General features: G+C 38.5%; 8 protein-coding genes. 4 read left to right on the top strand and 4 right to left on the bottom strand.

What is annotated here, in order from left to right:
• Positions 1–3 precede the first annotated feature (3 nt).
• A complete protein-coding gene (locus tag CJ263_RS03195) occupies positions 4–1,464 on the bottom strand; it encodes a proton-conducting transporter transmembrane domain-containing protein (RefSeq protein WP_094995939.1) in 1,461 nt (486 codons plus the stop codon).
• A 285-nt stretch (positions 1,465–1,749) separates the two neighbouring features.
• Positions 1,750–2,058 carry a hypothetical protein gene (locus tag CJ263_RS03190; protein WP_094995938.1) on the bottom strand — a complete coding sequence of 103 codons (309 nt, stop codon included), beginning with the start codon at positions 2,056–2,058 and terminating at the stop codon, positions 1,750–1,752.
• A gap of 92 nt (positions 2,059–2,150) precedes the next feature.
• Between CJ263_RS03190 and CJ263_RS03185 the strand changes: the two genes are divergently transcribed.
• Positions 2,151–3,074, top strand: a complete 924-nt coding sequence (locus CJ263_RS03185; protein ID WP_094995937.1) for a LysR family transcriptional regulator — start codon at positions 2,151–2,153, stop codon at positions 3,072–3,074.
• 171 nt (positions 3,075–3,245) lie between these two features.
• On the opposite strand, the gene CJ263_RS03180 is transcribed toward CJ263_RS03185, so the two are convergent.
• Complete coding sequence (locus tag CJ263_RS03180) at positions 3,246–5,684, bottom strand: TonB-dependent receptor (protein WP_094995936.1); 2,439 nt, start codon at positions 5,682–5,684, stop codon at positions 3,246–3,248.
• Complete coding sequence (locus CJ263_RS03175; protein ID WP_094995935.1) at positions 5,672–6,796, bottom strand: DUF4249 domain-containing protein; 1,125 nt, start codon at positions 6,794–6,796, stop codon at positions 5,672–5,674. The genes CJ263_RS03180 and CJ263_RS03175 overlap by 13 nt, the downstream gene beginning before the upstream one ends.
• Positions 6,797–8,590: 1,794 nt before the next feature.
• On the opposite strand from CJ263_RS03175, the gene CJ263_RS03170 reads away from it, so the two are divergent.
• From CJ263_RS03170 to CJ263_RS03160, 3 genes are all read left to right on the top strand, one after another.
• Positions 8,591–9,367 (top strand): hypothetical protein, encoded by a 777-nt coding sequence (locus CJ263_RS03170; protein ID WP_094995934.1) that lies wholly within the window; start codon positions 8,591–8,593, stop codon positions 9,365–9,367.
• 635 nt (positions 9,368–10,002) lie between these two features.
• Positions 10,003–10,227 carry a phosphatase PAP2 family protein gene (locus CJ263_RS03165; protein WP_229702336.1) on the top strand — a complete coding sequence of 75 codons (225 nt, stop codon included), beginning with the start codon at positions 10,003–10,005 and terminating at the stop codon, positions 10,225–10,227.
• 72 nt (positions 10,228–10,299) lie between these two features.
• Positions 10,300–12,945, top strand: a complete 2,646-nt coding sequence (locus CJ263_RS03160) for a TonB-dependent receptor (RefSeq protein ID WP_094995932.1) — start codon at positions 10,300–10,302, stop codon at positions 12,943–12,945.
• The last annotated feature ends 505 nt before the right edge of the window (positions 12,946–13,450 follow it).

The raw sequence follows: 13,450 nt of genomic DNA, 5'->3' as shown, positions 1-13,450 counted from the left end.
GTCTTAATGCTTGTATGTTAAAAATGTTTTTTTAGAGGGCTGGGAGAGGCTCAAGAGTTTCACGTAAAGCCATGGAATCTTTCTATAGACGCCCAGTTTCATGATAAAAAATCCGGTTAAGAAGATTATTCCAAAGATGATTTGTAAAGGCGAAATTGCCATTGGTAAGGCTATGATTTCCATGCCAGTCATCAACGTGGTCACTATGCTATAGAAAAGAGCATATATAGCTATTCCGGAGATAAAAAGCACCGGTGGAATTACTATTTTTTGCAGTCCGTTCAACGGATTTTGCTTTACAAGATTATAGGTCATCTGCCCAACGGTAATAGCTGCAATCAGCGTCAAAAAAATGCCGCTGTCCCAATCCATACCCTTACCCGTTAGTCTGGAGAAAAGAAACGCCCCCATAAGACTAAATACTAGGACAATGAACCCCTGATACCATTTAATACGAATGGCCGGTGGTGCCTTTGGATTTAATTTTTCCACTTCCTCCCCGCTGGAGAGAAAAAGGGAAGCTTTATAAAAACCATGTAGAATAAGATGAGTGATCGCAGCATTGAAAAAACCAAGACCGCATTGCATGATCATGAAACCCATCTGGGCTATAGTGGAACACGCCAGTCGCTGTTTAACATTGACTTGAATGAGCTTGGTAAACTGTGCGGCAATTGCTGTAAGTCCGCCAATGATCAAAAGAACATCCAAGGTGTTGGAGGCAATAATAATTGGGGCCAAAAGCGTTAGTATAATTCCAGATCCGTTCACAAATCCGGCATGCATTAGGGCAGATGCCGGGGTAGGTGCGGTCATGGATGATAGCAACCACTTGTGAAATGGAAAGATTGCCGATTGTATCAAAGCGGCCGTAATGATACAAAGTGCAGAAAAAAGAAGGATGTATCTGGGAGTTTGCCCAATGGTATCTGTCCAGGTACTTAGGGTAATACTATTGTTATAGGCTGCGGGTATTAAAAGCCCCAAACTGAGGAGGAAACTGCCCGTCAAAAAATACTTTGCCGATAGTTTTCTGGATTCATTAGCCTCGCCCCAAGCCGTATGAAAACCTATAAGGCGGGACATGGTCAGGCCCATGAGCAACCAACCTAATATTAGTAAAAGGATATGCTCCGATACAATGAAAAGTTGTACGGAAAGTGTGAAAGCTAGACATAACAACATGAAGTCCGACCTTTGTCCACGCTCTTTAAAATAGGATACGGCGTAGGTGGAAATTATGGCACTAAAGAAAGAAACAGTGGTAACCAAAAGAGTGCTTAATCCATTCAATCTAAGTAAATCTCCCCAATGCCAATCTGGGATATTAGGATAAACGGAGAGGATAAAAACCAGATTAGTAGCGAACATAATCCAGAATATTATTGGGATGATTGCCGTTATCTGCACTAATTTGGATTCCCCGGACTTATCTTTTATAAAGTCGATTAAAATTGTTGACATTTTAAAGTGTTTAATGATCTTTTGTTGTATGCTTTGTTTCCCTTTGCATCTTTTTTGTGCGTCCCAGTAGATTGACCACTGTTGTCAAGCCTATTATAAAACTGCAGATTAAAATCTGTTCTAAGAATATGGACTTGTTTAGGTAAGACATTGTAATAAAAAGTAACATGGCCAGTGCACCTAAAAATAGTGGCGCGTATTGTTTGTTTTTTAACATGTTTTATTTTTTGAAGAATTAATTTGTTGTTTTAGTTTTTTCTCAAAAGCCTGATAAAATGCTATTGGTTAGTTCACAAACTCTAAGCTCAAAGTGCCGTTGATAATGATATTACGCCCCTTTGAACGAGCTTCTTTGATAATGTTTTTGGCCAACTGTTTCTCTCTCATCAATTCTTGAATTCTATTGTCCAGACCCTTTGTGTTGCTACGGTGATTCCCTTCCCAAACCTGTAGCCGTTGAATTTTATGAAAGTTGATTTTTTCATCGATAAGGGCGGTAATTACATCGGAGGCTTCGCTAGGCGTAAAAGTTCCGTCTACTAATTGAATTGTTTTTTGTTGTTCTTTTGTTTTGGGCAGTTCTTGAGTTTCCATTTCTTTATTTTTTTAGGATTCGGATGCAAAGTTTAGATATATTTTTCATTTAATTTTATTTATATTTATAATGATATACATTAAAATATTTTATGAATTACACTTTGCACCAACTCCAAATATTCTTAAAAATCTCAGAATTACAGAGCATTACAAAGGCTTCTGAAGACTTGCACTTAACACAGCCTGCGGTCTCTATTCAGTTAAAAAATTTTCAAGATCAGTTTCCGATTCCCTTAACGGAGGTAGTGGGAAGAAGACTTTTTGTAACGGATTTTGGGCAGGAAATAGCCCAAGCGGCAGAGAAAATCTTGAATCAGGTTCAAGAGATCAATTACAGGACCATAGCTTTTCAAGGAAGACTTTCCGGTCGATTAAAAATATCGGTTGTTTCTACAGGAAAATATGTAATGCCCTTTTTTATGTCCGATTTTATGAGGGAAAACCCCGGTGTGGACCTAATCATGGATGTAACCAATAAAACAAAAGTAGTACGAAGCTTGGAAAGGAATGAGGTGGGTTTTGCCTTGGTATCTGTATTACCGGATAAGCTAAATGTGAATGCGGTAGAGCTTATGCCAAATAAATTGTTCTATGTAAGTAGTTACAATAGAAAATTCCCCAAAACACCAACCAAAAGAAGTCTTTTTGAGAAAGTTCCCTTAATTTATAGAGAGCCCGGTTCCGCCACAAGAAATGCCATGGAATCTTTTATAGAAAGCAATAATTTTTCGGTGAATAAAACGATGGAGCTCACTTCCAATGAAGCAGTAAAGCAAGCCGTTATTTCAGGTTTAGGCTGCTCTATCATGCCATTAATAGGTATAAAAAATGCCATAAAGAATAAGGATGTAAAAATCATACCTGTAAAAGGTTTACCTATTATAACCAATTGGAACCTGATTTGGTTAAAATCAAAAAATCTTTCACCGGCAGCCGTGGCTTTTCTAGACTATTTAGCTGAAAAAAAACAGGGAATAATAAAAGAAAAATTTAACTGGATTAAGGATTTTTAAGGATGCAAAAGCCTATCTCTTAAAATTTCAATAGGCCACAATTTTTATAATTAAGGAATAGAAATTCAACTTTATTTTCAGTCTAACAATGAAAGTCATAACAAGAAAGCGAGAGTGCTATTTGCTGTTACTGATAGCTTACTTTATCGGTTTCCTGTAGCGTATCTACAATCAATCAAATACAAAATTGTAAGTCAGGGAAAACAGGGGGCTATTCATAATTGTAAGTTCATAAGAACCCAAAGGGCTTCCACGAAATATATTGGTATTGGCATCTCCATTCCGTTGTGTATAATACAGGTTGTACTGGTTCTTTCTGGCGTAGACATTGTAAATGGTAAAGGTCCAGTCCCCAATCCAACGTCGGTCCAATTTCTTACCATATTTGACCCTCCAGGAAAGATCAAGGCGGTGGTATGTTTTTAACCGGACATTATTGCGCTCCAAAAATATGGGAACATCAATGCCTTCTATATCAAAATAACCATTTGCAGTGGTATAGGGACGACCAGTTTGTGCTGTAAAGTTAAAGCTTAAGGTGTTGTACTGGTCTCCCTCAAAATTAACGGTGCTATTAAAAACATGGGGTCTATCAAAATCTGAAGGGTACCATTCGTTATTGTTGACCCGGTCTGCTAATCTTTCGCTTTCTGTCTTTAGAAAGCTTCTGGACCAAGTATAATTGAGCCATCCATTGATTTTACCCTTTGGCTTTCTTAAACTGAATTCCATGCCATAGGCTTCGCCCTTGGCTTGTACAACATCTTGTTCTAAAAATTCCTCTAAAAAGAAATCGGCTCCTGGCTTATAGGTTAAATTGTTTTCACTTTTTCTATAATAGGTTTCCAAACCAAGTTCTACCCTGTTGTTCAGAATATCCTGATAGATTCCAATACTATAACTATCACTTTTTTGCGGTGCTATGTTCGTATCCGAAGTTTTCCATCGGGAAGTAGGTAGGGGAGTGGTGGAATTGTAGATATTCTGTAAGTATTGGTTTAGGCGAGCATAACTGGCTTTTACCGAAGTGTTTTTTCCCAATTTTAAATTGAGTCCCAAACGAGGCTCCAAAACGTTATAGCTTTCAACCTTTTCTCCCTTGTCAAATTCCGTAATGCCAGTAATCTCCCCCGTACTCTCATCAAAGGTAGCGGAGGTATACGGACCCACAAAGCTGAAGTTGGTAACCCGCAAGCCTCCGGATACTGTTAGCGGTTCAATCGGGTTCCAGTTAAAATTCGTGTATGCAGAAAATTCATAGCTGGTTTCCTCATCCAAAGAAACGGGGAGAACACTTTGCGCCGTACCTGGATCCAGTTGGCCAGGTTTTATTTTGTATCGATTGCCCTGTATGCCAGCATAGTAATTTAGCCTTTCATTTATTCTTTTCTCATATTCCGAAAAAATGCTGGCGAAATTTATTTGGGATTCATATTCTATGACATTGTTGTTATCTCTTTCAGGAAACAATGTTTTAGGAGTGTAATTACTGAGTAGAAAAACAGTTCTTAAACTGGAATCATCCTTGAAAGAATGCGTCCATTGAAGTGTGTTATTGAAGGTTTTAAAATCGTACTGATTACTTTCGGCATTCACATTTTCAACTTGTGCAATGAGATCGAGTTGGTAAAAGTCTTTGCTATAAAAATTGGTGAAGGAGATTTGGTCTTTATCTGTGGGCAGGAATAGTAATTTGATGGTGTGGTCATAAAACCGGGCTTTTGTTTTTTCCAAACGTTTGGAAACGATAGGCAACAAAAAATCGGTAAACCCGGCCCTGGTTCCTGCATATAAAAACAGTTTGTCTTTAATAATGGGTGTTTCCAAAGAAAGTCTACTGGAAACCAAACCGATACCACCACTTAACTTAAACTTGTCCACATAAGGGTTTCTAACTTTCACGTCTAGGACAGAGGTTGTTCTTCCACCGTAGCGTGCAGGAATATTGGCACGATAGAGATCTGTAGAAGCAATAGCTTCCGGCGTAAATACCGAAAACAAACCAAATAAGTGAGTAGGGTTAAAAACAGGGGCATAATCATACAACAGTAGGTTTTGGTCCAAAGAACCACCTCTAACAGAAATTCCGTTGCTTACTTCACCGGCATTGTTGACACCGGGCAATAAGGTCATACTTCTCAAAACATCTACCTCCCCTAAAACTGCGGGCATTTTTTTAAGTTCGAGCGTAGTCAACTTAACCGCTCCCATCTGCGATGTTTCCAAACGGTCACTTACGCGTTTAGCGGTCAGTACAACTTCCGAAAGTTGCTGCTGTTCTTCACCGAGGCTCAGTCGTAAAGTTTGGTCTTGATCGAGAAAAATTTCCCTTTCTAAGGTTTTAAAACCAATAAAGGAAACCATGGCGACATACGTATCTTGGGGTAGTGTTATTTTAAATTCCCCTTTAATATCGGTAACGCCTCCACAGGAGCAAGGTCTTAAACTTATCTGTGCATTCTCGATGGGTTCATTTGTAAGGTCGTCCAATATTTGAAAGGATAATGTATGTTCTTGTGCAGACATAACGTTTACGACACATGTCAACAAGATAAGTGCTACAATCCAGATTCGTTCTTGCTTCATCTTTCCCTCTATTAGTCCATCCATCCTTCTGGTTCTATTGGCGTTTTGTATCTGCTTTCAATACATGGGGCATACAAATAACTAGGTCCAGGTGAGGAAGGTGGTGGCTCCGGTCTGGGCATAATTGGGTTCTCTATGGCAGATTCTTCAACGGTAGTACGATCAATCATGATGGATTTTGTAAATGCCGAAGCGGCGGTAAACCTTCCGAGGACATATTCATCGGGGTCTCCGGGATTACGTATATTTCCAATCAGTGCTGCAGGTAAAGGTGCATTGAACCCTCCGTTATTATCTACTAAATCCTTGATAGCCCGGTAATATTCATAAGCTTTCAGGGTTAACGAAAATTGCTCTATTTCTACCAGAACTTTGGTTTTTCTGGTCAACAGAATATCGGCCACTGGTAAAGATGAGGTAGAAGTTCCGTTGGACAACTTATCTGAAAAGATATAGATTTTACTTCCATAATCTATTTGCCAGCAGTCATCAGTTTCGCATAAATAGGTATAATATTCTACGTTTTCATCTGGGATGCAATTTTCATTTCTAAACCTACCTCTATAACAGATTTTACAAAAACTCGGACGATCGTAGGTTTTATAGCGCCAGTAATAGAAATTATCTTGATTTTCAGGATCATCAAAGCTTATCAAAACTTTGTGTCCCGGAACATAGGCATCATAATCTTCAATAAACTCCAGTCTATCTTCGTACTTAAAACTTAAGTCTTTAATGGGTACAGAGGGATTGATGGTCTCAACGTCGGACACATAGGTTTTTCCATTGGGTAGCGTAGCCTCCAAATACCATTTTTCTCCAACCGCTCCCTTAAAATTAATATCCTCTGGAACATACTTAAAATCCTCTTCAAATAATGCTATTTTTTCACCAGTGACTTCATTGACAAAAGAGACATTGGCACCACTCACAAAAATGTTCCTGTAATAAAGTGCTACATCGGATTCCGTAATGTTGACATAAGAAGAACCCTCGGTGGTGCCTACAAAACCATCAATATATATGATACCTTCAACAAATTGATATTCTGGGCTAAGTGGATTTGTACAACCTAATAAGCTTAAGAATGATAATAGCAGTAAAATTCGAGCTTTAGCGTTTTGTTTGGGTCGCATACATGAAGAAAAATAAAGTTTAATTTACCCGGTTTAAGGTACTAAGTTTATTTGACTCTTTAACCCGGTACCCATCATTTTACATAAGCCTCGAACCTTTTTGGTTACTCGAATTAAGCTTATTGTAAATCATATATTTTTCTTTGAAAAATTACATTGTTCTTATCAAATTCTAAGTAGTGAAGTAGGTTATAGTATCCCTCGGTTAATCTTGTTGATTGATTTTTAATAGTTTATGGGAATGACCGTGTTGTAGTTTTTTTGACTTGGATATATGAAATAGGAACTCACTCTTGTTAATTTCTTAGGTAATCTGGATAAAATTTTTGAAAACAAATGCCTTCATTCCCTAACAAATTTCAATGATAATGTTCATTTTCTCCAAGTAGTTGTTTAAGGCTTACTCGATTATGATTACCAAAGCACGGCTACATGTTGGATAGGAATACATTATTAAAATAAATTATGGACTGATATTTTGAAGTGGAGCCGGAGGATTACCGGTGGTGTTCCCTCCTTACCGTTGTAGCAAATGGGAAACCTCAAAACTGTCGCTTCCGGTTTTTCGTTTTGGTCCGTTTGCAAAACAGGGTTTTGCCACTTCCCGAAACAAAAAAACCACACCAAATGGCATGGTTTTCCAAGTGTCGTGGAGCCGGAGGATTGGCTAAAGCCTTGACCTCCTTACCGTAATTGAGAATCAAAATTTCAATCCTATGGATTGCAAATGCTAATCTCACAAAATGAAAAAGCGAGCTTATTCATTTGCTCGCTTTCGCATTTGATTCTAAAATTTTGACTTTAGTGGAGCCGGAGGGTCTAGAACCTTTCTCTTGAAACGCCTATGCATAGGGGTTTAAATAGCTCTTAGTTTTTATACTCACCGAATAGGTCACTTTTTAATAACCCAAACAGATTTGTAGCTGTACATAATTAAAAATTGAGGCCAGATATGCTTCAACCCTTAGAATACTAACGATGCATTCCGGTACTAAAAATTATGAGAGATAACAGTAATTGTTTGTGATATCTACCATTCACCATCTTTTTATTTTAAAGGAAAGTGCAGTAACTAATCAAACTGCATTTAAATAGAATACGCATCTCTGACTAGTAGAACGTTAGGGTTGTAATATTTTGAATTTTACAAACAGTTTGAGTCCCGTAAAAGGTCAACTAACGAAACTAATAAAAGAGACCACGAACAGGACCTCCACTAAAAAGGTATTTTACATTTTAGAAATGGTACGAAAAAATGGCCGTTTTGTGAATCCCCATAACAACAGGAGGAAAATTGATATTGAGGTTTAACCTGACCTTCATTTCCCAAGAAATTTTCTTATAATAAGGTCAGTTTACCTTCCGTAGTCACTTTTATTGATTAAAGCGCTGTTAAAGACCCTAAACTTGTGACCAATAGATAATGGTTAATTCGAATTTTTATTTCTCCGGGTCTTTTTAATAAGTCTTCAATTGTTTTGGTCATTGTTTTTTCTATAATGATTACTCCTGTGATGACATCCACCCCCTCACTGTATTTCAGGGAACACTTGATATTATACCTATGAATTCTTTCAGCCATCAATACCTACCTAATTATTAGGTAATGATTCTTGCGAAACATCAAAACATTGTACTATACTCTACATTCCATATTTATATGAGAATTCGAAAGGCCTCAATTACAGATTATTAAAATCAATTTCGCACAATTTTATAAATTTTTGTCGTTATGTAAGGTAGGGTATAGGAGCGTTGAGTTGTTTATACCAAATAAACCCCAAATCATTTAACATGAAAAATTCACAATTAGTAGATTTAAATTATTTCAAGTTCGTCTTTTTCCTATCGGTTATGACACTTGTTGGCTGTTCTAAAGAAGATTCCCCCAATGGTCCAGGTACGCTGAGTGTTAGCGCGAAAAGCTCTTTCAATAGTCCTACTGGGAAATCCCTTACGGCCAAGACCACCAATAATGATGTAGTGGTCACTGATTTTCGAATGAACCTTAAAGAATTTGAGTTGGAATTCGATCTTGAAGATTCGGGAGATGACTATGAGGCCGATGATAACGAGCAATGGGACGATGACGGCTATTATGATTTCGAGGATGATATCGAACTTGCCGGTCCTTTTGAACTTGATTTGATGGCCGGACAGATCGGTTTCCTGAACGTTTCCCTACCCATGCGCAATTTTGAGGAACTGGAATTCAAGTTCGACACAAGTACTGATGCTACCAGCGATCTGTTCGGAAAATCCGTACTTATCCAAGGTACGATACAAGGAACTCCTTTTATCTTTTGGCACGATTTTGAAGATGAGGTAGAAGTGGATTTCGAAGATCCGACCTTTGATATTGCGATTTCTTCTACCCCAGAAAGTATCGTGATCGATTTTGACTTAAGCCTGGTTTTTGACAGCACGGTAGGGGTGGATTTATCCCAAGCTTCTGATGGTAATGCCGATGGAACAATTGAAATCAGTCCTTCTGACCCAGATGGAAATAATGATTTGGCCCAGAGCATTCGTAATGCCATTAAAGCACAGATTGACCTTTTAGAAGATTAATCTAAATCTATTTCCCAAAACTTCTTAAGTGACAACCCAAATCCCTTAATGAAATTTAAAAGCCGGTAAAACCGGCTTTTAAATTTGGCATCAAAAAAAATGAGATGTCCCAAACCTAAAAATTCCTAGGTTCAATGACTTCGATTTAAATAGGTAATCGTAGATAGTATTTTAAAACGAACGATTTTCAGGACACTACCCTGAATTCTTATCTCGGTCTTTTTAACTGCCGTTTTTAGAGTCTAACAACTCTATTTTCGCCATTAAGGAAATCAATGGAAATATCTTTTAAATTCATATATAGATAAAGGGCCGCATAAGTTACAATGAACTACTTACTAAAGCTATTCAACCGTTATTAAGGTTTTTGTTAACTCTTATTATTTGGTTAACGTATTTAACCTTTCATTAATCTTTTAGTTTTTTCATTAATCTCAAGATATGAAAATTGCCTTTACCTTCGTTTTCAAGTTGAGTTATTACTAATTTTGGAAGAGTAGTATTCGTAAAAAGTTAAATGACCGGCCAATTTTGGTCGGTCATTTACATTAACAATACATAAAAAAACCTACCTTTGACGGATTTAAAAGCATTGCGGTATCATAAATTTCCCAAGCTACACATCTGGCCATAGCGTGTTCTCAACAGCGGCATCAGAGGTTCTGGCGTATATATTTCCGGAAAAAGCAATCTTAGTGCGCGGTTGGGCAGAGGAAGCGGCCATTTCTAGGGTTTACGGTAGAATCCACTGTGTGTTTGACGCAACCGTAGGGACAGAGACCAAGGTAGAGCGGTCGCCCAATTTACCATTGATGTCGCTAAATTGGACAGGGCCGACTAGATGCCATTTAAAATCTTAGAAAATTATTTTGAGAAGGATATAATTGATATTGGAAACCGTATTCAGTATTTTTTAATCAACTTTACATACTATGAAATTAAGTAAAAGGACCCCATTTTTATTTTTTGCATTACTTTTTATTCAACTTCAAGTAGTTGCCCAGATTACGGTTACGGGGAAAGTTATTGAAGGAGGAAATAACGAGCCGCTTATGGGGGCACAAATTGTACTGGATAATGGAAGTGGAACTGTAACGGATAGAAATGGCAACTTTTCGATTAATTTAAAGGCCGGCAACTATTCTGGCGTAGTAGACTATTTGGGCTATGAAAAAAAAGAGATCACCATCAATACGCAAAATCCAGACCTAGGCACTATCAAACTCCAATTGAGCAGTACGACTTTAGATGAGGTCATTGTGAGTGCCTCTCCAAAAAGTTTTAAAGATGAATTCAAGGGGAGTAACTTTCGCATTACTCCGATTGCACTTAAAAATAGTAACCCTCTGAGTACGGAAGAAATGCTAAGAACCGTCCCAGGGGTAAATATAGTTGGGGATATGGGGCTGTCCAACCGTCCTAACATTAGCATCCGGGGTTCATGGGGCAGGCGTTCCAAAAAAGTGTTGCTCATGGAAGACGGCACACCGTCCGCACCGGCGCCGTACATTGCCCCAGGAGCCTACTACAATCCCGTAAGCGACCGTATTACCGCCATTGAAGTATATAAAGGAGCGGATATGCTCCGTTATGGCCCGAACAATATGTATGGCGCCATCAACTATATTACCGCCTTGCCTCCTCAAAAGCCTGAATTGAGAGTGAAGTTGATCGGAGGACAACGCAATTATAAAACAGGCTTGATCTCATACGGTGGTACTTGGAACAATCTTGGGGCATTGGTTGAAGGAGTATATAAGAAATTTGATGGGTTTACGGATAATTCATCTGTTGAAGTATTGAACTTGAACGCTAAAGTATTTGCCAAACTCTCCGATAACCAATCACTTTATTTTAAGGTTAGCGGTCAATCGGAAGACAATCAAGCCTCTTTAAGTTCGCAAACCCCCTTTACCTTTGATACTGATCCTACCCAAAATCCTTTAGATGCGGACCAATTTACCATGAGAAGGTATGGGTTGGATATTATCCACAAATGGTTGCCCTCAAAAAAATTGAGCTTTACTTCAAAAGTATATGCAAGTGACTTTGAACGTGATTGGTGGCGACAGACCACCGCCAAAATTAAAGCCACCGAAGTGCAAAATTATGTTGGCGATGCCATTTTTAACGACCGATACAGCTATTTGAACGGACGGACCTTTGGGGAGGAAGATTATGTTATTGTTGGTAGAGTTAACGATGGAAGGGAAAGTACTACGGACAGCCGTTGGACCTATACCGTATCCGGGGTGAAAGAAACAATGGACTATGATTGGAAAGCCTTTGAAAAAGGTCAGCATTTAGAAGCTAGTTTTAATCTGCACCGCGAAACGTTTAAGGACCGTTTTCTGGTTGCCGACAGCAGCCGTTGGGCAAGAAGTGGGCGTGCCTCCACTGATCTATGGTATCGCCTATGGTCGGCCAACGGATTTGTACGCAATGAATTCAATATTGGGAAATGGGGCATTACCCCAATTCTCCGCTTTGAACATGTAGACATGTACCGCCAAGATTTGATTGCCGTGGCTCAAGATCCTAATATTAGTAGTACCGAAGAAGGTCGGGAACCAAACGTATATACCCAATTCCTACCTGGAATTACGTTGGATTATCAAACAAACTATGGTGAATTTTATGGGAGTATTTATGAAGGAATGATTGCCCCCTCCAAAGTATTCGGATTTTTGGTAGAACAAGACGGTATTGTCACGAATCCACTTGCCGGGCAGAGTATCAATATTGATCCGGAATTGAGTTGGAACAGGGAAATCGGTTGGCGCGGAGATGTATTCAATAATCGCCTAGATGGCCAACTAACGTACTTTAACAACACCAGCCGTAATTTCTATGCCGGCGGACGAAATGAAGTCTTTCAGGAATTGGGGAAAATAAATGTACAGGGCGTTGAAGTAGCTTTGGGCGTTGAATTATTGGACAAAAACCAACATCAACTTAGACTTGTCGGTAATCTTAATCTCATGCGCTCAAAAGTATTGGCCGGTAAATTAGAGGATAAAGACCTCTTTTCACAGGTAATCCACAGTCCGGCCACCCAAAATGAATATATCAATACGGTCAATGCCAATAGAAACGCTTATGATGTATATGTTTCGGACGGTTTAGGGGGTGAAACCCTATTAACGGACCAAACCATTGAACCATCCACATTCCAAAACATCACTAAAAGTGTCATCCAATTTGGTGAACAGGGAATAGTTGATGCAGAGGCTCCTTATACCCCTAGGAGTACTACAAATATTGGATTAAATTACGATTATAAAGAATTATCGTTAGGGGTAAGCGGTAACTTTGTAAGTAACCAATTTACTGAATTTCACAATTTCAGCAACGAATCTGCAGATGGGGCTATCGGAAAACTGCCAGCCTACCATACTTTTGATGCTTTTGTGAACTATGACTTTGTTATTAGTGACAATGTCCGCTTGAACGCTTTTATCAACGGGAAAAACATCACTAATGAAATCTACAGGGCATCCCGGTTGAACCGTGCAACCTCTGGTATATTTGGTGGTGGTTTTCGCCAACTTATTTTTGGGGTTAACATAAGAATATAGCTAAAAAGCACTGTCCAAAGCAGATATTATACCCTATTGAGCCAAAATTAAATTTTAGCTTTTGGCTCCAATTTAGAAATTTCCAACGTAGCGGATTTAATCATTTGTTTAAGTTGTTGTTTCTTCTGTCTACAGCTAGCCGTCTTTAGTTCAAATTTGATTCTTTTGATTAATCGCTGGCAGTACTCCCTTCTTGTTGTAAGCGGTAATTGACATATAGCGTTGGCGTAGATATCGTCCACATCACCCATTGGACGTTCTAACCCTAGAAAAAAAACGTAGTTTTTTGATCACATACAATACCTATTTGTAGTTTTAAATTAATGCCACAATAAGCTCGCCACTATTTGATAAAACTCAAGTAGCTAATGGGTTTGATAAATAAATATATAAGCATCTTAGTTTTAAGAAACCAACCTTTTATGGGACAATACAATGAAACTATTTTCAGATGACTAGCTTTTTGCCTTTTAAGTACCCTTATTTTCTTGATAGTTATATTGTC

This window comes from Maribacter cobaltidurans (genome assembly GCF_002269385.1).
In the GTDB taxonomy this organism is placed as follows: domain Bacteria; phylum Bacteroidota; class Bacteroidia; order Flavobacteriales; family Flavobacteriaceae; genus Maribacter; species Maribacter cobaltidurans.
Note: the sequence above shows the minus strand (reverse complement) of the source record. Positions and strands in the feature narration are given on the sequence as shown.